General features: G+C 67.7%; 21 protein-coding genes. 9 read left to right on the top strand and 12 right to left on the bottom strand.

The features are described from left to right. Positions 1–11: 11 nt before the first annotated feature. From AC3RCC_RS18550 to nrdR, 7 genes are all read right to left on the bottom strand, one after another. Entirely contained in the window at positions 12–1,214 is a 1,203-nt protein-coding gene (locus tag AC3RCC_RS18550; RefSeq protein WP_492256187.1) for an MFS transporter, read from the bottom strand. Positions 1,215–1,250: 36 nt separating this feature from the next. Then, positions 1,251–2,249, bottom strand: coding sequence for a thiamine-phosphate kinase (gene thiL, locus AC3RCC_RS18555; protein WP_492256188.1), 999 nt, complete (start codon positions 2,247–2,249; stop codon positions 1,251–1,253). Between the two features lie 164 nt (positions 2,250–2,413). After that, positions 2,414–2,881 (bottom strand): transcription antitermination factor NusB, encoded by a 468-nt coding sequence (nusB, locus tag AC3RCC_RS18560; RefSeq protein WP_291640106.1) that lies wholly within the window; start codon positions 2,879–2,881, stop codon positions 2,414–2,416. Then, entirely contained in the window at positions 2,878–3,375 is a 498-nt protein-coding gene (gene ribH / locus AC3RCC_RS18565) for a 6,7-dimethyl-8-ribityllumazine synthase (RefSeq protein WP_291640108.1), read from the bottom strand. The genes nusB and ribH overlap by 4 nt, the downstream gene beginning before the upstream one ends. A 182-nt stretch (positions 3,376–3,557) precedes the next feature. Next, positions 3,558–4,205, bottom strand: a complete 648-nt coding sequence (locus AC3RCC_RS18570) for a riboflavin synthase (RefSeq protein ID WP_492256189.1) — start codon at positions 4,203–4,205, stop codon at positions 3,558–3,560. Further along, the gene (gene ribD / locus AC3RCC_RS18575) at positions 4,205–5,335 is read right to left on the bottom strand and encodes a bifunctional diaminohydroxyphosphoribosylaminopyrimidine deaminase/5-amino-6-(5-phosphoribosylamino)uracil reductase RibD (RefSeq protein WP_492256190.1); all 1,131 of its coding nucleotides are present in this window, start codon (positions 5,333–5,335) and stop codon (positions 4,205–4,207) included. Before ribD ends, AC3RCC_RS18570 begins: the two co-directional genes overlap by 1 nt. Next, on the bottom strand, positions 5,328–5,837 hold the full coding sequence (gene nrdR / locus AC3RCC_RS18580) for a transcriptional regulator NrdR (protein ID WP_291640114.1): 510 nt from the start codon (positions 5,835–5,837) through the stop codon (positions 5,328–5,330). Before nrdR ends, ribD begins: the two co-directional genes overlap by 8 nt. A 273-nt stretch (positions 5,838–6,110) precedes the next feature. On the opposite strand from nrdR, the gene AC3RCC_RS18585 reads away from it, so the two are divergent. Further along, entirely contained in the window at positions 6,111–7,061 is a 951-nt protein-coding gene (locus AC3RCC_RS18585) for a hypothetical protein (protein WP_291647888.1), read from the top strand. Positions 7,062–7,084: 23 nt separating this feature from the next. Here AC3RCC_RS18585 and glyA read toward each other — a convergent pair whose 3' ends face one another. The 5 genes from glyA to AC3RCC_RS18610 all read right to left on the bottom strand — a co-directional run bounded on the left by glyA (position 7,085) and on the right by AC3RCC_RS18610 (position 12,586). Then, the gene (gene glyA / locus AC3RCC_RS18590) at positions 7,085–8,386 is read right to left on the bottom strand and encodes a serine hydroxymethyltransferase (protein WP_492256191.1); all 1,302 of its coding nucleotides are present in this window, start codon (positions 8,384–8,386) and stop codon (positions 7,085–7,087) included. 465 nt (positions 8,387–8,851) lie between these two features. Further along, complete coding sequence (locus AC3RCC_RS18595; RefSeq protein ID WP_452118103.1) at positions 8,852–10,093, bottom strand: L,D-transpeptidase family protein; 1,242 nt, start codon at positions 10,091–10,093, stop codon at positions 8,852–8,854. A 268-nt stretch (positions 10,094–10,361) separates the two neighbouring features. Then, on the bottom strand, positions 10,362–10,874 hold the full coding sequence (ldtR, locus tag AC3RCC_RS18600; RefSeq protein ID WP_066474464.1) for a transcriptional regulator LdtR: 513 nt from the start codon (positions 10,872–10,874) through the stop codon (positions 10,362–10,364). Positions 10,875–11,081: 207 nt separating this feature from the next. Then, positions 11,082–11,528, bottom strand: coding sequence for a DUF6163 family protein (locus tag AC3RCC_RS18605; RefSeq protein ID WP_291647884.1), 447 nt, complete (start codon positions 11,526–11,528; stop codon positions 11,082–11,084). Further along, positions 11,525–12,586, bottom strand: coding sequence for an enoyl-CoA hydratase/isomerase family protein (locus tag AC3RCC_RS18610; protein ID WP_492256192.1), 1,062 nt, complete (start codon positions 12,584–12,586; stop codon positions 11,525–11,527). The genes AC3RCC_RS18605 and AC3RCC_RS18610 overlap by 4 nt, the downstream gene beginning before the upstream one ends. Before the next feature lie 202 nt (positions 12,587–12,788). Here AC3RCC_RS18610 and hemB point away from each other — a divergent pair, with 202 nt between their 5' ends. The 8 genes from hemB (at position 12,789) to AC3RCC_RS18650 (ending at position 20,347) form a co-directional block, all read left to right on the top strand. Beyond that, the gene (gene hemB, locus AC3RCC_RS18615; RefSeq protein WP_465247219.1) at positions 12,789–13,847 is read left to right on the top strand and encodes a porphobilinogen synthase; all 1,059 of its coding nucleotides are present in this window, start codon (positions 12,789–12,791) and stop codon (positions 13,845–13,847) included. Between the two features lie 138 nt (positions 13,848–13,985). Continuing rightward, positions 13,986–15,320, top strand: coding sequence for a branched-chain amino acid ABC transporter permease (locus tag AC3RCC_RS18620; protein WP_492256193.1), 1,335 nt, complete (start codon positions 13,986–13,988; stop codon positions 15,318–15,320). 21 nt (positions 15,321–15,341) lie between these two features. Then, complete coding sequence (locus AC3RCC_RS18625) at positions 15,342–16,595, top strand: threonine ammonia-lyase (protein WP_492256194.1); 1,254 nt, start codon at positions 15,342–15,344, stop codon at positions 16,593–16,595. A 121-nt stretch (positions 16,596–16,716) separates the two neighbouring features. Further along, the gene (locus AC3RCC_RS18630; protein WP_291640132.1) at positions 16,717–17,190 is read left to right on the top strand and encodes an RDD family protein; all 474 of its coding nucleotides are present in this window, start codon (positions 16,717–16,719) and stop codon (positions 17,188–17,190) included. A 71-nt stretch (positions 17,191–17,261) separates the two neighbouring features. Continuing rightward, entirely contained in the window at positions 17,262–18,008 is a 747-nt protein-coding gene (locus AC3RCC_RS18635) for an arginyltransferase (RefSeq protein WP_291640134.1), read from the top strand. A 181-nt stretch (positions 18,009–18,189) separates the two neighbouring features. Further along, positions 18,190–18,837, top strand: a complete 648-nt coding sequence (locus AC3RCC_RS18640) for an RraA family protein (RefSeq protein WP_492256195.1) — start codon at positions 18,190–18,192, stop codon at positions 18,835–18,837. Further along, positions 18,837–19,151: a UxaA family hydrolase gene (locus tag AC3RCC_RS18645; protein WP_291640137.1), complete on the top strand. Its 315-nt coding sequence runs from the start codon at positions 18,837–18,839 to the stop codon at positions 19,149–19,151. The genes AC3RCC_RS18640 and AC3RCC_RS18645 overlap by 1 nt, the downstream gene beginning before the upstream one ends. Next, the gene (locus AC3RCC_RS18650) at positions 19,148–20,347 is read left to right on the top strand and encodes a UxaA family hydrolase (protein ID WP_492256196.1); all 1,200 of its coding nucleotides are present in this window, start codon (positions 19,148–19,150) and stop codon (positions 20,345–20,347) included. Before AC3RCC_RS18645 ends, AC3RCC_RS18650 begins: the two co-directional genes overlap by 4 nt. Positions 20,348–20,449 lie beyond the last annotated feature (102 nt).

Raw genomic sequence — 20,449 nt, forward strand, 5'->3', positions numbered from 1 at the left:
CGGCAGGCTTGTCAGGCGGCGGCGGAACGGCGACGCAGACCCTGCCAGGCGACCAGGACGAGCGCGACCGCGACCGGAGGGAAAACCAGCCAGTTGACGCTGTCCCAGCCGCCGGCGCTGAGCAGGCCGCCGGCCGAGAAGGAGGCGATGGCGACCGAGCCGAAGACCAGGAAATCGTTGGCGGCCTGGACCTTGACCCGCTCCTCCGGGCGATAGCAGTCGGTGACCAGCGCGGTCGCGCCGATGAAGCCGAAATTCCAGCCGACGCCGAGCAGGACGAGCGCGATCCAGAAATGCGCGACGCTGAGACCGCTGAGGCCGACGATAGCCGCGACGGCGGTCAGCAGCAGGCCGAGCGCGGTGATCTTCTCCTTGCCATAGCGGGCGATCAGGCGGCCGGTGAAGAAGCTCGGCCCGAACATCGAGAGCACATGCCACTGGATGCCGAGGGCGGCATCGCCGATCGAGTGGCCGCAGGCGACCATGGCGAGCGGCGCCGCGGTCATCACGAAGCTCATCAGCCCGTAGGCCACCAGCGCCGCGGTCACGGAGGCGATGAATTTAGGCTGGCGCATGATCTCGGAGAGCGGCCGGCCGCCGCCGGAGCGCTTCTCGACCACGGGCGGAGCACGCAGCAGGAGGATGACGCCGACGGCGAGCAGAGCGAGCCCGCCCTGCGCCAGGAAGCTCGCGGCGAAGGGCGCGGCCGGCGTCAGGTCGCGCGTCCAGTAGACCGATTGCGGGCCGATCACGCCGCCGACCAGTCCTCCGAGCATTACCCAGGAGATGGCGCGCGGCTTGAAGGCTTCGCTCGCCGTGTCGGCCGCGGCGAAGCGATAGCTCTGCACGAAGGAGCCGTAGACACCGCAGAGGAAGGTGCCGATGCAGAATAGCCAGAACAACCGGCTGCCGGTGCCGCTGGCGGCGATGCTGGCGCCGACGATGCCGATCAGCGCCCCGATCAGATAGCCGTTGCGGCGGCCGAGCCGGCGCATCAGCATCGCGGCCGGGATGACGCCGCAGGCGATGCCGAGCTGCATCAGGCTGACCGGTACGGTGGCGAAGGCCTGGTCGGTAACGAGCTGCGAGCCGACGATGCCACCGAGCGAGACGACGATCGCGGGGCTGGCGCCGCCGAGCGACTGGGCGCAGGCGAGGACGACCGCATTGCGCTTCGCCAGGGTGTCGTCACTCACCGGAACATGCTGGTTCATTTGCAGGCCGCCGACTTTCCGCGGCCCGGGCCGCTCTCAGAAATGAACGAAGGAGCCTCGCGCAAAGCTGCGCGGCCTGCCCGCCTCGCTATATCGCACGGTCCCTGCCTCCGCCGTGACGCGGCCGATGCGCGCAAGACCGAGCCCTGCCGCCTGCGCCGCCGCGGCAAGGGAAGGAAATTCCACCTCGGACGCCGTGCAGAGAATTTCGTAGTCGTCGCCGCCGGTCCAGGCCAGTTCCGCCAATGCGGGATCAGCCATGACGGCATTGCGGGCCGCGGCCGAGAGCGGCACCGCGTCAAGCTCGATCTCGGCGCCGACGCGCGAGGCTGCGAGCAGCTTGCCGAGGTCGCCGACGAGCCCGTCCGAGACGTCCATCGCCGCCGAGGCATGGAGCTGCAGGGCCTGGGCGAGCGCCAGGCGCGGCTGCGGATGCAGATAGCGGTCGGCCAGGAAGGCGCGGTCGGCCTCGCAGAGGCGGGCGACCCAGCCCGGCCGGTCCGGGCCATGCGCCCGCAGGCCGAGCGCGCCATCGCCGATCGTCCCCGTGACCAGCACGAGATCGCCGGGCTTGGCGCCCGAGCGCAGCACCATGCGCCCGGCAGGCACGCTGCCGAAGGCGGTGATCGAAAGCGTCAACGGGCCGGTCGTCGAGACCGTGTCCCCGCCGATCAGCGGGCAGCCCGCCTCGCCCGCGACAGCCGCGAGCCCTTGGGCGAAGGCTGCGAGCCAATCCTCGGCCCAGCCCTTGGGCAAAGCGAGCGTCAGCACGAAACCGTCGGGCCGCGCGCCCTTGGCGGCGAGATCGGAGAGGTTGACCGCCAGCGCCTTGCGCGCAATCGAGCCGGCGGGGTCGTCCGGGAAGAAGTGCACGCCGGCGACCAGCGCGTCGGCGGTGACGACGAGCTCGTAGCCCCGCGCCGGCCGCAGCAGCGCCGCATCGTCGAGAAGCCCGAGGCCGTCACGGCCGGCGATCGGGGCGAAATGCCGGGCGATCAGCTCGAATTCACCGGGTCGCGCGTCTTCTCTCGACATTGCGATCTCACTTGCCAAGTGCAGCCCTCACCCTGAGGAGCCCCGAAGCGGCGTCTCGAAGGATGCTTCAGAGGATGCCAAGGGTGCAATCTGGTTCATCCTTCGAGACGCCGCTCCTGGCGGAACGGCTCCTCAGGATGAGGGCTCGGAGGTTGCCCTCCTGCTCACGCCGCCGGGACGTCGAATTCCTCGGCGCGGAACTCGCGGGCGAGCTTGTCGAGCACGGCGTTGACCATGCCGATCTCCTCGCCCTGGTAGAAGGTGCGGGTGACCGCGACATATTCCGAAATCACGGCGCGCGCCGGCACGTCCTTGCGGAAGGCCAGCTCATACGCACCGGCGCGCAGCACCGCGCGTACCACCGCCTCGACGCGCTTCAGCGGCCAGCCCGCGGCGAGTGCATCGTCCACGGCGCGATCGACCAGACGCTGCTCGCTGACGACGCCGCCGAGCAGGTCGCGGAAGAAATTCAGCTCGGCTTTCGGCAGCTCGATCTCCTCGACCTCCTTGCCGATCCAGAAATGCTCGAACTCGGCCATGGCCTCGACCACGCCGCGCCCGCCGACCTCCATCTGGTAGAGCGCCTGCACGGCCGCCAGCCGGGCGCCGCGGCGCATCTCGGCCCGGCTCATTTCGACTCCTCCACCAGCGAGCGCTTGTAGCGCAGCACCGAGAGCGCAGCTTCAGCCGCGCCGCCGCCCTTGTCCATCTCGGAACGATTGGCACGGGCCCAGGCCTGGGCCTCGTTCTCGACGGTCAGGATGCCGTTGCCGAGCGGCAGGGCGAAGGCGACGGAGAGATCCATCAACGCGCGCGAGCTCTCGCCGGCGACGATGTCGTAATGGCCGGTCTCGCCCCGGATCACGGTGCCGAGTGCGACCACCGCCTCATAGGGATCGACAGCCTCGTCGGCGGCACGCAGGCCGATGACGATCGCAGACGGGATCTCGAGCGCGCCGGGAACGGTGACGCGATCGACGCGGCAGCCGGCTTTTTCGAGCACGGCGAGCGCGCCTTGCAGCAGTTCGTCGGCGAGGCCGTCATAGAAGCGGGCCTCGACCACGAGGACGCGTGCGCCGTCGAGCGGAGCGGCTGAGGCAGCCGATGATTGCCGGGGTCCGGCCATGCGGGAATTCCTTCTGGTATCGTCGAGGCGCCTTCGACCGGATCGAAAGCAATCAAGCCCTCGTCCTGAGGAGCCGTTTCGTCAGAAATGGCGTCTCGAAGCATGGTCCAGAGCGCACTGGACCATCCTTCGAGACGCCGCTGCGCGGCTCCTCAGGATGAGGGCTGAGGCAGGACCGGCTCTTAGCCCTGCCCGCGCGCCTCCGCAAGCCGCGCGGCATACCGCGCCATCAGATCGACCTCGACATGAACGCCGTCCCCCTGCTCGCGCTGCCCCCAGGTGGTGACACTGAAGGAATGCGGGATCAGCAGGACGGTGAACACGTCGTCCTCGACGGTGTTGACGGTCAGCGAGGTGCCGTCGAGGCAGATCGAGCCCTTGGCCGCGATGAAGCGGGCGAGGCCCTGCGGCGCGCGGATATGGAAGCGCGCCGTCGCACCCCAGGGCTCATCCGGATCGGGCGCGATGGCATCGACCTTGATGATCCTGCCGACGCCGTCGACATGGCCGGTGACCAGATGGCCGCCAAGCTCGTCGCCCATCTTCAGCGAGCGCTCGAGATTGATCGGCGTCCCGACATCCCAGTCGCCGACCAAGGTCTTGGACAGCGTCTCGGCCGCAGCCTCGACCTGGAAGACACAGCCCGGCTCGCCATCCTCGCGCGGGCTCAGGGCGGTCACGGTGAGGCAGACGCCGGCGCAGGCGATCGAGGCGCCGATCTCGATGCCCTCTGCCTCCCAGGGGCAGGACATGGCGAGCCGCTTCAGGCTCGGCCCCATCTTCCGCGCCTGGGTGACGGTGCCAATGGCGGTGACGATGCCGGTGAACATCAGGCAATCCTCGTGAAGTGCTGGAAACGGTCCTGGCCGATGATCCCGGCTTCGGCGATGGCGTACATCTTGGGATCGGCGAGCAGCGCCGCAAGGCCCGGCCGCACGGCGACGACGCCGGCTTCGCCGAGCACGATCGGCGAGGTCGAGACGATGACCTCGTCGACAAAGCCGGCCAGCGCCAGCCTTTCACCGATGGTCGGCCCGCCCTCGGAAAAGACCCGAGTGATGCCGCGTGCCGCGAGCAGCCGCAGCGCCTCGCCGAGATCGAGATGGCCGTCGGCGGCGCGTCCGACGCGCATCACCTCGACGCCGGCGGCGACGAGGCGCGCCTCGGCCTCGACCGGCGCATCCTCTGCCGCGATTGCCCAGACCGGCACCTCGCCGGCGCCGCGCACCAGCTGCGAATCCAGCGGCAGGCGCAGATTGGAATCGAGCACGACCCGGACCGGCGAACGGATCTCCAGCCCGGCGAGCCGCACGGTCAGGAGCGGATCATCGGCAAGGACGGAGCCGATACCGAGCATGATCGCGTCGTAACGGGCACGCTCGCGGTGAACCCATTCACCGGCTTCCGGACAGGAAATCCTGATGCGAGCCCGCCCTGCCCCGCCGGCGAAGCCGTCGGCGGTACGCGCCACCTTGAAGGTCACCATCGGCCGGCCCTGCGTGACGCGCAGCACATGGCCGCGATGGCTGCGCTGCGCCTGATCTTCGAGCACGCCGGTGACCACCTCCACCCCGGAACTGCGCAGGAGTGCATGGCCGAGCCCTGCGATGCGGGGATTGGGATCGGCCATGGCCGAGACGACGCGGCGCACGCCAGCGAGCAGGGTGCGCTCGACGCAAGGGGTGCCGCCGCGCAGGGTCCGGTGCGAGCAGGGCTCCAGCGTCACATAGAGCGTGCCCCCTGCCGCCGCGGAACCGGCCTGCTCGAAGGCCATCGCCTCGCCATGCGGTCGGCCGCCAGGCTGAGTGTGGCCGGCCCCGACGACGACCGGTCCCTCCGGCCCATCGCGGGTCACCACGGCCCCGACCGATGGGTTCGGCCAGGTCTGGCCGAGGCCGCGCGCACCGAGCTCCAGCGCCTGGCGCATGAAGGCGCGGTCGATCTCGTCGCGATCAGACATCGTCGCGCGGCCTGGCCCCTTCGCCGACGGGCTCGGCCTCGCCCTCCCCCTCATCGCTGCTGAGCTGGCCGAGCAGCTCCTCGAAATCTCGGGCCTCGCGGAAATTCCGGTAGACCGAGGCGAAGCGGACATAGGCGACGTCGTCGAGCGATTTCAGCCCTTCCATCACCAGCTCGCCGATGGTCGAGCTCATGATCTCCGCCTCGCCCGAACTTTCGAGCTGGCGCACGATGCCGTTGACCAGGCGCTCGATACGCTCGGGGGCCACGGCGCGCTTGCGCAAAGCGACCTCGATCGAGGTCTGCAGCTTGTCACGATCGAAGGCGGTGCGCCGGCCCGAGCGCTTGACCACGGTGAGCTCGCGCAGTTGCACCCGCTCAAAAGTGGTGAAGCGGCCACCGCAATCCGGGCAGACGCGCCGGCGCCGGATCGAGGCGTGATCGTCGGTCGGCCGCGAATCCTTCACCTGGGTGTCGAGCGAGCCGCAATAAGGACAGCGCATACCTTGGGCCTCGAGGGTTGCTTGAGGGACAATACCGTCCGCGGCCCTTCCTTGCCCCAGCCATGCCGTCGCAGGCCAGCGAAAAACGACCGGGCGGCGGCAAGGGGGCAAGCGCAATATCGCATGGCGCTATGGCCGATGAAGGGAAACGCCTCGAAAAAAAGACGCAGGGCGAGCTGCCTTCTCATGCCAAGATGGAGCCTGCGACCCGCCTGCCCTTCACCGTTTGCGCTGCCTGCCGATCCCCATCGCTCGCCAATCGGAGTTTTGCAGATGTCCAACGACACTACGGGCGACGCCTTCGGCGGCCTGGTCGTGCTGGCGTTCGACCTTCTCGACAGCGAGATCCACAGGTCTCCCGAACGTCTCGCCGAGATCCTCAAGAGCCCGGTCGTGCTGGCGACCGCCCAGAAGGGGCTCTTGAGCTTCGCGAATGCCAAACTCAAGAGCCAGACCACCCAGCTCTCGCCGGACGACATCCAGAAACTCCGCTCGATCGGCGACGATGTTCTGTCCAAGGCCGCCGACGAATACTTCAAGCAGATCAAGAAATCGTCGGCGTACAAATCCCTGGAGAAGCAGGTCGATGCCTTCAAGCAGGCGGCCGGCTCGTCAGCGCTCGGCGTCTGGGTCGATCAGCACAAAGGCGTCGTCTATGTCGTCGGCGCGGCGCTCGCGCTCGGTGCAGGCGCGGCACTGTTCGTCACCAAGCCGAACAGCGGAGCGGTGACGCTCGGCCTGCAGCAGCTGGAGAAGCTGCAGTTCGAGGTCGTCAAGCTCGGCGCGCTGAAGCTCGGCGTCGGCGGCATCGTCTTCGACCCGACGGCCGAACTCGTCGGCGCCAAGCTGACCGGCAAGCTGAAATGGGACAGGCTGAAGCTCGATCTCTCGCTTCAGGTGGTGACCAGATCTGCGGCCATCGACAAGGTGGAAGGCGAGGTCATGGTCAAATACGGCTCCTTCGACCTCACCGGCATCGTCAAGAAGGACGTCAGCAAGCCGACCGTCGATCTCAACCTCAAGCTCAGCGCGACGGAGGATCACTTCAACGTCGCGGTCGCCGCACAGGTCAAGGACGGGCAGTTCGGCGGCAGCGCCGCGGCCGGATACAAGGTCACGAAGGGGCTCGACCTCAGCGCGGAACTCAGCCGGACCGGCCGGGGCGACGCGCCCGGCGGACCGGAGAACCTGTTCATGATCAAGCTGACCGGGACGTTCCCCTAAAGATCGCCCCGGCCGGAGCCTGCTCAGTAGATCGGGAAGCGCGCCGTCAGCGCCTGCGCCTTGGCCTTCACCGCCTGCTCGACCGCGGCGTTGCCCTCTTCGCCATTCGCAGCAAGCCCGTCGAGCACCTCGGCAATCAGCTCGCCGACGCGCTGGAACTCGGCGACGCCGAAGCCGCGCGAGGTCGCCGCCGGGGTGCCCAGGCGGATGCCGGATGTGACCATCGGCTTCTCCGGATCGAAGGGGATGCCGTTCTTGTTGCAGGTGATGTGCGCGCGTCCGAGCGCGGCCTCGGCGGCCTTGCCGGTGATCTTCTTCGAGCGCAGGTCGACCAGCATCAGATGGTTGTCGGTGCCGCCGGTGACGAGATCGAAGCCCTTGCTCTTCAGCGTCTCGGCCAGCGCCTTGGCGTTGGCGACGACGGCATGGGCATAGGTCTTGAACTCGGGCTGCAGCGCCTCGTGGAAGGACACGGCCTTGGCGGCGATGACATGCATCAGCGGCCCGCCCTGCAGGCCCGGGAACACCGCCGAGTTGATCTTCTTGGCGATCGCCTCGTCATTGGTCAGCACCATGCCGCCGCGCGGGCCGCGCAGGGTCTTGTGCGTGGTGGTGGTGACGACATGAGCGTGCGGGAACGGCGAGGGATGGGCGCCGCCGGCGACGAGACCGGCGAAATGCGCGATATCGACCATGAAATAGGCGCCGACCTTGTCGGCGATCTCACGGAAGCGGGCGAAATCCCAGTGGCGGGCATAGGCCGAGCCTCCGGCGACGATGAGCTTCGGCTTGTGCTCGATCGCGAGGCACTCCATCGCGTCATAGTCGATCTGCTGGTCGACGACGCAGACGCCGTAGGGCACGACCTTGAACCACTTGCCCGACTGGTTGACCGGCGCGCCATGGGTGAGATGGCCGCCGGCGGCGAGATCGAGCCCCATGAAGGTGTCGCCGGGCTGCATCAGTGCCATGAACACGGCCTGGTTGGCCTGGCTGCCGGAGTTCGGCTGGACATTGGCGAACCCACAATCGAACAACCGGCAGGCACGCTCGATCGCCAGCTTCTCGGCGATGTCGACGAACTGGCAGCCGCCATAATAGCGCCGGCCGGGATAGCCCTCGGCATATTTGTTGGTCATCACCGAGCCCTGCGCCTCGAGCACGGCGCGCGAGACGATGTTCTCGGAGGCGATCAGCTCGATCTCGTCGCGCTGGCGACCGAGCTCGAGCTCGATGGCACGGGCGATCTCGGGATCGCGATCGGCGAGCGAAGCGGCGAAGAAGGAGTTCGAGAGATGCTTCTCGGGGGCGGCGTCACGGCTCATGGTCTGCTCCATCGACGCGCCGCCTGCGGCCGGCACGGTGCCGACCCGAGGCGCGTCCGTTTGGCTTGGTCGCGAGGCCGGCGCAACCCTTGCCCGGCGCTGGCGCGTGCTTAGACCATGCCCGGCAAAAGGGGAATGCGGTTTTGTCGCCGTAGAGGCGCAACCGGTGCGTGCCGTCGTCGCGTCAGAAGAGTCCGCTACGAGCGCCGTCGCAATTTCGCCGCCCCAGCGGCGGAACCATGGCGAAGTTCGGGCGTTGCTCATCCAGCGGCGGAGGCGACCATGGGCTTCGGACTTCTCGAAATCGCGATCGTGATGAGCTGCATCTCGATCCTCGGCTACATCATCGCCGACAATTTCGTCTGACGGCGGGATCGAACGCGCCGAAGAGAACACTGACAACAGAAAGGGCTCCCGGACAGCTGTCCGGGAGCCCTTATCAACTGGACGGCAGGAAAGACCTGCTCAGATGTCCTGCTCGCCCTGGAGGCGGGCGACCGGGACCGGGCCGAGCCCGTCCTTGTTGTAGATGTCCTCGCGGAACTGCACGCCGCCATCGGGCGTCGCCCAGGCGGTGATGTAGACCCAGTAGCAGGGTACGGGGTTGGCGATGCGGGCGTTGATGCGCTCGCCGGACTGGATCGTCTCGTCGATCTTGGCGCGATCCCAGCCGGGGGTCTCCTTCAGCAGGAAGGTGATGTAGTCGCGCACGTTCTGGACGCGGATGCAGCCCGAGGAGACGAAGCGGAAATCGTCGCCGAAAATGCCCTTGGCCGGCGTATCGTGCATGTAGACGCCATGCGGGCTGGGGATATTGATGCGCACGAAGCCGAGCGAGTTGAACTCGCCGCCCGGATCCTGGCGGAAGGTGTAGCGCGTCGCCTCGTCCGAGTTCCAGTTGACCCGCTCGGGCGCGATCTCGCCGCTCGGGCCGATGATGCGGATCCGGTTCTCGGTGAGATAGCCCGGCTGCTTGCGCATCATCGGGATCAGATCCTTGCGGATGATCGAGGCCGGCACGGTCCAGGTCGGGTTGAAATTGACCTCGGGAATCTTGGTCTGCAGCAGCGGCGACTGGCGATCGGCCTTGCCGACGCCCGCGGCGTGGCGGGTCGCGACATGGCCGTTCTCGACGGTCTCGATCGCAGCCGCCGGGATATTGGCGACGACGTAGCGGTTGCCGAGATTGCCCGACCAGGTGCGCAGCCGGACGACGTTGGTCTCGAGCTGGCGGATACGCCGCTCGATCGGCACGTTCAGCGCGTTCAGGGTGGCGCGGTTGACGCTGCCGGTGGTCGACAGGCCCATGCGTGCCTGGAAGCGGCGTACCCCGCCCTCGACATAGGAATCGAAGACATTGCTGGTTCCGACCGACGCATCGAGATCGCCGGTGATGATCAGGCGCTGGCGCAGTTGCACGACGCCCTGCCCCTTCGAGCCCACGGCGAGACGATCACCGACCTGCAGTACCGGCCAGCCGCCGCGCGCGGCGAGATCGCGATAGTTCGCGATCGCCTGCTCGGTCGCGGCGAGCGCCGCCGGGGACAGCATCGGGGTAGAGGAGCGCAGCACCACATTGCGGGCGCCCGCATCGTAGTTCTGGCGCCATTCGGCCTGCTGGGCGAAAGCCGGCAGGCTGACGCCGGCGGCGGCGCTCGAAAACAGGGCCAGCACCGTCTCGCGACGCGTCAGGCTGATATGCGGCATCGATCGTACCCCTCGGACTTCGCAGTCAACATAAAGCGGGACGAAATCCGCCCCTTCAGCACGGCCGGGCCGCGCTGGTTGCTGGGGACGATCCCCTACCACAGTTAACACGCTATGATGAGAGCGGCATTTTTGGGGCGACGTTGCGTCGCGTTCAATTGTGCTTGATCGGTGCCGGGCTATCGCCGGCAGTCGCAGCGGCGCACCCCGGCCCTCCGGCCGGGGGGATTTGCGGATCGGACGGCAGCGCGCGGCCGGCCGCGCGGCCTCAGAGCTTGTAGCGGATCTGGTCGGTCCAGAAGCGCTCGAGACGCAGCAGGGCGTTGTTCATGCGCTCGAAATCATCGGTCGCGATGCCGCCGATCTGCTCGACCGTGCGAACGTGCTTGTCATAGACGCCCTTCACCAGGTTGTGCACCTCGTGGCCCTTCTCGGTCAGGCTGATCCGCACCGAACGCCGGTCGATCCGCGAACGGGCATGGTGCAGGAAGCCGAGCTCGACCAGCTTCTTGACGTTGTAGGACACGTTCGAGCCGAGATAGTAGCCGCGGGTCCGCAACTCGCTGGCGCTGAGCTCGGCATCGCCGATATTGTAGAGCAGCAGGGCCTGGACGCTGTTGACGTCGTCGCGGTTGCGACGCTCGAATTCGTCCTTGATGACATCGAGCAGACGCCGATGCAGGCGCTCCACCAAGGTGAGCGACTCAAGATAAAGCGGCTTCACCTTGAGTTGAACTTCCTCTGACACGGCCGGAGCCGCAGTCTTTACGTTGCTTTTCATGGTATATCCCGCCTGTTGTATACCGGCCAGGATTTGTCTCCCGGTCCGCTTCTGAGAGACACCATAGGGAGGGCGGATGAAAACGAGTTTAAATATCAGGATGAATCAGGGATTTACCCATTTGGGTGAATGCGAAATGAACCGCAAATCCCTTAAGCTAAAGCGTTTCTTACCATGGCCACTCGCATTCGAGCGGCCGCGGCGCGTTCAGTCCTCCTGGTTTTCGGCCGCCCAGGTCGCGACGAAATAGGCCAGCATCAGCATGACATAGCTGCCGATCAGCACCGGCGAGAGCGGCAGCCAGCGCGGGAAGAAGAAGCCGAGCAGGAGCTGGCTCATCGCCGCCAGCAGCCAGAGCACGCCGCCCCAGGTCGCGGTCAGCCAGAGGCCGACGGCGGCTACGAGATCGAACACCGCGAAATAGACAGTGATCGCCTGGAAGGTCAGCGGACGCGCTTCGAAGGGGGGGACGGCATCGGCGCCGAGACCGAGGATCACGGCCCATTGCAGCAGCCCCTTCGCCATCCAGGCGACGGAGAGCAGGCGCAGCAGCCAGACCAGCATCGTCCGCCAGCGCCTGCCGCCGGACTTGCCCTCACCGGCAGCGCCGCCAGACTGGCTGCGCAGGACATCGCTCTCGCGCGTCAGGCTCACGCCGGGCGGCCCAGAACGAGTTCAGTTTCCCCCAGCGGCGCGAAATGGGCCTCGACAGCCGCCGGATCGAGCGCCTCGATGCTGGCCGGCTGCCAGACCGGGGCCTGATCCTTGTCGATCACCACCGCCCGGACGCCCTCATAGAAATCCTGACCATGAGCGATACGCGAGACGATTCGGAACTCCAGCGCCATGGCTCCGGCGAAATCGAGGGATGCACCGCGGCGCATCTGCTCGAAGACGATGGCGACACTGGTCGGCGATTTCGCCCTGATGGTGGCGAGCGCCTTGGTGGCGAAGGCTTCGCCTGCGGCGGCGCCCGCCTCCAGACGCGCGAGGATGCCGGCCAGCGTCGGCGCACCGAAAGCGGCGGCCATGGCCTGGCGCTCGGCGAAGAGCTTGCCGGGCGCAACCGGCTGCGCGAAGGCGGCGAGGATCTCGTCGACCGGCGCGGTTCCGGTCAGCGCCTCGGCGAGCTCGCCCATGCGGGCCGAGGCGGCGGCATGCGTCGCCAGACCTAAGGCCAGCGCATCGCCCTGGCCGACACGGTCACCGGTCAAGGCGAGGTAGACGCCGGCGGCATCCGGCAGGCGCGGCAGCGCGAAGGTCGCCCCGACATCCGGGAAGAAGCCGATGCCGACCTCGGGCATGGCGAAGAGATAGCGCTCGCCGGCGACGCGATGGCTGCCATGCAGCGAGATACCGACGCCGCCGCCCATGACGATGCCGTCGATCAGCGAGATATAGGGCTTGGGATAGGCCTTGATCCGCGCATTCAGGATGTATTCCTCGCGCCAGAAGGCGAGCATCTCGTCCTGCCGGCCGGCCTTGCCGAAATCGTGGAGGGCGCGAATGTCGCCGCCGGCGCAGAACGCCTTCTCGCCGGAGGCGGTCACGACGATGCGGGTCACCGCCGGGTCGTTCTCCCAGGCGTCGAGCGCGCGCGCAAGCTCGCGCACCATGCCATGGCTCAGCGCGTTGAGCGCCTTGGGACGGTTGAGCAGGACGAAACCCGCCGCACCGCGCCGCTCGCAGATGATCTCCTGGTCCTGCGTCATGTCCGAAATGCCATCCTGCTGTCGCTTCCGGTTCTGGAAGCCGTGGCCGGGCTTGTCAACGCGAGGCGGCGGACACCCCGCCCGGGCCTGGGCGCACGGCGCGACACGCCGGGCCGGCATGCGACGCCAGTACCTGTTTTGGAATGGTTCCGATGTGCTAAAGCAACGCTCAAGACTGCTGTCGGGCAGGTTGGAGGCGTTCATGGCATCTCGGGTTGTGCGGTCCTTTCCCGCCCCGCAAGCAAGACTGGTCGAGGCCCCGACCTCGACCTCCCTCGGCCTCACCCGCCGCATGCGCCGCAACCGCAAGGCCGACTGGTCGCGCCGCCTCGTGCGCGAGAACCTGCTGACGGTCGACGACCTGATCTGGCCGATCTTCCTGATGGATTCGCGCGAAGCGCGTTCCCCCGTCGCCTGGATGCCCGGCGTCGACCGGCTCAATATCGACGAGGCGGTGCGACAGGCGGCGGAGGCCGCGGCGCTCGGTATCCCGGCCATCGCGCCCTTTCCCTTCGTCGAGCGCGAATTGCGCGACCCGACCGGCTCGGAAGCACTGAACAGCCGCAATCTGATGTGCCGGGCGGTGAGGGCGATCAAGGCGGCGGTGCCGGAGATCGGCATCATCTGCGACGCCGCGCTCGACCCCTACACCTCGCATGGCCATGACGGCGTCATGGATGGTGAGAAGGTGCTGAACGACGCCAGCGTCCACATTCTGACGCAGCAGGCCCTCGCTTTGGCCGAGGCCGGCGCCGACGTCATCGCTCCCTCCGACATGATGGACGGGCGCGTCGCCGCGATTCGTGCCGAGCTCGACGGCGCCGGGCTCGAGGACGTCCAGATCATGGCCTATGCGGCGAAATACGCCTCGGCCTATTATGGCCCGTTCCGCGACGCGATCGGCACCAATGCCACGCTGATCGGCGACAAGCGCACCTATCAGATGGACCCGGCCAATTCCGACGAGGCGATCGCCGAGGTGGCGCTCGATCTCGAGGAAGGCGCCGACATGGTGATGATCAAGCCCGGCCTGCCCTATCTCGACGTCGTGGCGCGGGTGAAGGAGACCTTCGCGGTACCGACCTTCGCCTATCAGGTCTCCGGCGAATACGCGATGATCATGGCCGCCGCCAATAATGGCTGGCTCGACGGCGACAAGGCGATGCTGGAGAGCCTGCTCGCCTTCAAGCGCGCCGGTGCCGACGGGGTGCTGAGCTATTTCGCGCCGAAGGTCGCGCGGATGCTGAAGGAACGCGGCTGAACAAGGGCCGTCATTCTCGGGCGCGGCGAAGCGCAGACCCGAGAATCTCCTGAAAGAGATGCTCGGGTCGAGCCCGAGCATGGCGCTTTGCATGAGGCATGTTCCGCGCAGCCATGAAGCGCGTTAGCCTCAGCGTCGATGCGCGCGCTGCTCACGTCGATTCTGCTCTGCCTGGCGCTCGCCTCCTGCGGGCAGCGCTTCGACACCGACCAGCGGCGCGCCTGCCGCCTGGCGATCCCGGCGCTGAACCCGAGCGACAGCACGATCGTGATCGAGGGCAGCGGCCAGGGGCCGCGCCCCGGCATATTGCGCATCGTCTACCGGGTCGAGCGGCCCGACATGCAGCCGAGGCGACGCACCATCGACTGCATCTTCGCCGGCGAGGGCACGCCGCTGCCGCGCGGCGCGCTCGCCGGCCTCGCCTCGGACGGGCGGCCGATGACCGATGCGAGCTTCCTGCTGCTGCGGCGCTTCTACCTCGAGAACAAGGCCGATCCGCCGGTCGACCCCGAGGCGACGCCGATCGCGCACCTGCCGCTGCTGCCGCCGGGGCTCGCCTATTTCCTGCAGCAGGCGCTATCCGCCCTGCCCGCCGCCGCGGTCTATGCCCTGCTCGCCAGCGCCTATGCGCTGATCTACGGGCTGAACGGCCGCATCATCCTGACCTTCGGCGAATTCTCGGCCCTGGGCGCCGCCGCCGCCGTGGTCGGCGTCGCCGTGGTCTTCTCGCTCGCGCCTTCGACCCCGGCCTCCGGCCTCGCCATCGCCTTCCTGGTCGCCATCGCGGTCAGCGCCATACACGGCTTCGCCATGGGCCGCTTCGTGCTGCGCCATCTCGACAAGGCCAATGGCCAGCAGGTGCTGATCGCGACGATCGGCCTCGCCATCGCGCTATCCGAGTATCTGCGCCTCGCACAAGGGGTCGAACTGCGCTGGCTGCCGCCGGTGTTCAACGAGCCGCTGCCGCTGGCCCGGGCCGAGAACTTCATCGTCACGACCACGCCGGTCGGGCTCGCCATGACGGCGGGCGGGCTCGCCGCGGCGCTGGGGCTGATCCACTATCTGCGCCGCTCGGCCTATGGCCGGGCCTGGCGGGCGGTGGCGGACGATGCCCGCACCGCCGCCCTGTTCGGGGTCGATGCGCGCGCCGTGCACGACCGGGCCATCGTTATCGCTTGTGCCGCCTGTGGCGCGGCCGGCGTGATCGTCACGGTGATCTATGGCGGCATGGGTTTTTCCGGCGGCTTCACGCTCGGCCTCAAGGCGCTGGTCGCGGCCGTGCTCGGCGGCATCGGCTCGGTTCCGGGCGCCTGCCTCGGCGGGCTCGCCATCGCCGCCTTCGAGATGGCGTGGTCGACGGCGATGCCGCTCGAACAACGCGACATCGCCGTCTATAGCTTGCTCGCCGTGACGCTGATCCTGCGTCCCGGCGGCTTCTTCGGCGATGGCGCGCTATCGCCGCGCCAGGTCTGAAAAGCGCTCCGGGGGGAAAACGTGGCAGAGACCGCATTCGCCGTCAGCTTCGCCGATGTCGAGGCCGCTGCGCGCACCATCGAGGGCCATGTGCTGAGGACGCCGCTGATGCCGGCGCCGCGCCTCTCGGCCCTCACCGGGGCCGAGATCCTGGTCAAGCACGAGAACATGCAGGCCACCGCCTCGTTCAAGGAACGCGGCGCGGTCAACAAGCTGCTCAGCCTCTGCGACGAGGAGAAGCGCCGCGGCGTCATCGCGATGTCGGCCGGCAATCACGCCCAGGCGGTCGCCTATCATGCCAGGCGCTTCGGCATTCCGGCGACGATCGTGATGCCGGAGCCGACGCCGCTGGTGAAGGTCGAGAACACCCGCGCCCATGGCGCCGAGGTCGTGCTCTTCGGCGAAACATTGTTCGAGGCCGCCGAGCAGGCCCGCAAACTGGCGCAGGAGAAGGGGCTGGTCTTCGTCCACCCCTATGACGATGCCGCGGTGATGGCCGGCCAGGGCACGGTCGCGCTCGAAATGCTGCGCGAGGCACCGGATCTCGACGTCCTGCTCATCCCGATCGGCGGTGGCGGGCTGATGGCCGGCAATGCGGTCGCTGCCAAGGCGCTGAAGCCCGGCATCGAATTGATCGGCGTCGAGGCGGCGCTCTACCCCTCCTTCCACAACGCGCTGCACGCAGCCGAGCTGCCGATCGGCGGCGCGACGCTGGCCGAGGGCATCGCCGTCAAGACGGTCGGCGTGCAGACTCTGCCGATCGTCAGGGCGCTGGTCTCAGACATCGTGCTGGTCGGCGAAGACCTGATCGAGCGCGCCGTCAACGCCTATGCCTGCCTGCAGCATACGCTCGCCGAGGGCGCCGGCGCGGCCGGGCTCGCCGCCATGCTGCAGCAACCCGAGCGCTATCGCGGCCGCAAGGTCGGGCTCGTTCTCACCGGCGGCAATATCGACACGCGGCTGCTCGCCGCGATCATGGTGCGCGAGCTCGAACGCGAGCAGCGCATCGCCGCCTTCCGCCTGACCGCCAGCGACCGGCCGGGCCTGCTCGGCAAGGTCGCGAGCCTGCTCGGCGCGCTCGGCGCCAACATCCTGGAGGTCAGCCATGGCCGGCTCTTCCTCGACGTCCCGGCCAAGGGCGTGACGCTCGACGTCACCGTGGAGACCCGCGACGAGCACCATACCGCCGCGATCGAGCAGGCGCTGCGCCGGGAAGGCTTCGCGCCTCGGCGCATCTATCCACGCGGCCAGGAGCCCGGCAACTCCGGGCCATGAGGTCGCCTTGCAGTCTTCGGCATCCCACTTGCGGAACCGGGTAACCGATCAAACATTGTCGGAGCGGGCGCCAATTCCCATCAGCAGCCTGCCCGCACGGACAAGGAAGGTCGATCACCAAATGAGCCAGCCCTCTTCCTATCGCCAGCAGCCCCTCCCGCTGGAGGAGCGCCCGGTACAGGATACGCGCGGCGTGCTCGGCTCGCGGCTGTTCGCCTGGATCGGCGACGTCGTCATCCTGTTCTTCCTGACCTGGATCGTCCTCGTCCTGCTCGGCATCCTCGGCATCGTCACCTTCGGGCTGACCTGGCTCTTGATGGGCGGGGCGACCATCGGCGTCGCGCTCGGCTACGCCGCCATCACGATCGGCGGCCGCAAGCAGGCGACGTTCGGCATGCGCATGGCCGGCCTTCGGGTCGAAACCGCCTCCGGCGGACGCCCGGATGCGCTGGCAGCCGCGGTGCACGCGCTGTTCTTCTATGTCGCGGCCGGCACGGTCGCGCTCTGGTTCCTCGACATCCTCTGCGGCCTGGCCCGTTCCGACCGGCGCCTCGGTCACGATCTGCTGACCGGCCTGGTCGTGGTGCGCGCCTGAACCGCGCGGCGCTTGTTGCCGGCGTCGTGGGTGCTACACTCGCAGCACGCGATTGACGGAGCCCTTCGAACGTGACGCGCCCCCTGCGGGATGCTCCGCAATTCTATCTGACCTCGCCGACGCCCTGCCCCTATCTGCCGGGCCGCGAGGAACGCAAGGTGTTCACCCACCTTGTCGGCGGACGTGCGCGCGATCTCAACGACGTGCTCTCGCAGGGCGGCTTCCGGCGCTCGCAGAGCATCGCCTACCGCCCGGCCTGCGAGACCTGCCGGGCCTGCATCTCGGTCAGGATCGTCGTCGACGATTTCCGGCCGTCGCGCAGCTTCCGCAAGGTGCTGTCCCGCAACAGCGACCTGATCGGCGAGGCGCTGCCGCCGCAGCCGCGCTCGGAGCATTACTCGCTGTTCCGCACCTATCTCGACGTGCGCCATCCCGAAGGCGGCATGGCGACGATGTCGGCGCTCGATTTCGCCATGATGATCGAGGACACCCATGTCGAGACCAGCCTGGTCGAATATCGCCGGCGCGGGCCCGATAGCGGCTTCACCGGGCGCGGCCAGGGCGATCTCTTCGCGCTGGCGCTGACCGACCGGCTCAGCGACGGGCTCTCCATGGTCTATTCGGTCTATGATCCCGATCTCGAGCTGCGCTCGCTCGGCACCTTCATGGTGCTCGACCATGTCGAGCGCGCCCGCAAGCTCGGCCTGCCTTATGTCTATCTCGGCTATTGGGTCGATGGCTCACCGAAAATGGCCTATAAGGCGCGCTTCCTGCCGCAGGAGCGGCTGATGCCGCAGGGCTGGGAACGCGTCGGCTGATCGCCGAGCGGCACCGACGCCGGAAAGGCGGGAGCCATGTCTAGCGCCGGCCCGTGAGTATCTAAATCGTTTGAGATGCACGACCGGGCTGCAGAACGAGCACTTGCTCAGGCGGGTGGCAACGGGCGATAGCTAGCCGCGAGGGCCGCCGCCCTCTCAGGCGGCCCGTATTGGAGGAAATATGGTCGACCAGCTGACCCAGCGCCTAGAGCGCTGCTACACCGGCGTAATTCACGACATTCTTCGCGAAATGGGGCTGAAGGACTTCGTCCTGCCGTCCGAACTGCGCCCGCTTCTGCCCGGAACCAAGCTGGCGGGTCCGGCCTTTACGCTCGAGGGCAAGACCGGCGAGTTCGACGCGCATGAGACGTTGCTCGCCTGGACCGGCCTGCTCTCGCGCGCCAAGCCCGGCCATGTCTGGGTCTGCCAGCCCAACACCGAGGGCTGCGCGCTGATGGGCGAGCTCTCGGCCGAGACCCTGAAGAACAAGGGCGTGCGCGGCTGCGTCATCGACGGCCTGGCCCGCGACACCGAGTTCATGATCGACATGGGCTATCAGGTCTACTTCAAGGCCTATACGCCGCGCGACATCGTCGGCTTCTGGCAGCCCAAGGCGGTCGAAGAGCCGATCAAGATCGGCGATGTCTGGATCCGTCCGGGCGACTTCATCCTGGGCGACCGCGACGGCGTGGTCCGTATCCCCGCCGAGATCATCGAGGAAGTGCTGACCAAGTCCGAGACCGCGATCACGGCCGAGAACAAGGTCCGTACCGCAATCCTCGCCGGAACCGACCCCCAGCAGGCCTATCTGCAGTTCGGCAAGTTCTGATGAGCCACGACCCGCGCCTGATCCTGCTCGATCCCCGCGACAACGTCTTCGTCGCGCGCACCCGCCTGCCAGCCGGCGAAGCGATCGAGACCGGTGCGGGCGCGGCGACGCTCGACCGCGATGTGCCCCTGGCACACAAGGTCGCACGCCGGGCGATCGCGCCCGGCGATAAGATCCTGAAATACGGCGCGCCGATCGGCGTCGCGACGGCCGCGATCGCACCCGGCCAGCATGTCCATGTCCAGAACATGCGCAGCGACTACACGCCGACCCATCATCTCGAAGACGAGCGCGAGGCTGGAGCAACCCGATGACCGAGCTCAGGGGCTATCTGCGCAGCGATGGCCGCAAGGGCATCCGCAACGTCGTCGCGGTGGCCTATCTCGTCGAATGCGCCCATCACGTCGCGCGCGAGATCGCCCTGCCCTGGCGCGAGAACGAGGTCCACGCCATCGGCTTCCCCGGCTGCTATCCCAACGCATACGCCGAGCGGATGATGGAGCAGCTCTGCACCCATCCCAATGTCGGGGCGGTGCTGCTGATCTCGCTCGGCTGCGAGAGCTTCAACAAATATGCGCTGGAGCGCGCCGTCCGCGCGACCGGCCGCCCGGTGAAGACGATCGTCATCCAGGGCACCGGCGGAACGCGCGCCTCGATCAAGGAGGGGCGCGCCTGGGTCGAGGAGCAGCGCAGCCTGCTCGACGAGACCGAGACCGTTCCGATGGCGGTGAACGAACTGGTGATCGGCACCGTCTGCGGCGGCTCCGATGGCACCTCGGGCATCACCGGCAATCCCGCTGCCGGCCGCGCCTTCGACCAGCTGATCGCCGAGGGCGCCGCCTGCATCTTCGAGGAGACCGGCGAGCTGATCGGCTGCGAGCACATCATGGCCGCCCGCGCCATCACGCCAGAGCTCGGCGTCGAGCTGGAGAAATCCGTCGCCAAGGCGGCGCGCTATTATGCGACGCTGGGTTATGGCTCCTTCGCCGCCGGCAATGCCGAGGGCGGGCTCTCGACCATCGAAGAGAAGTCGATGGGCGCCTATGCCAAATCGGGGGCATCACCGATCTCCGGCCTGATCAAGCCGGGCGACATCCCACCCAGGGGCGGGCTCTATCTTCTCGACGTGGTACCGGATGGCGAGGTCCGCTTCGGCTTCCCCAACATCAACGACAATGCCGAGATCGCCGAGCTGATCGCCTGCGGCGCGCATTGCGTGCTGTTCGTCACCGGCCGTGGCTCGGTTGTCGGCTCGGCGATCTCGCCGGTGGTGAAGATCTGCGCCAACCCCGAGACCTATCGCCGGATGAGCGACGACATGGACGTCGATGCCGGCCGCATCCTCGAAGGACGGGCGAGCCTTGACGAGGTCGGCACCGAAATCCGCGATCTCGTCGTCTCGCTGGCGCAGGGCGCGCGGACCAAATCCGAAGAGCTCGGCCATCAGGAGTTCATCCTGACCTATAAGAGCTTCGAGCCGCTCGGCCCGGCCTGTCTGCCGGCCGCCTGAACCTCCGCCCTTGCGCGTTGCAGGCAACACATGAACGCGATGCGCGCGCACAATACTTTGCCGATCGGCTGAAATGGGTCGGTCAGCTTAAGACTAAATCAA

The sequence above is a fragment of the Allobosea sp. GW823-FHT01F03 genome (assembly GCF_058798075.1).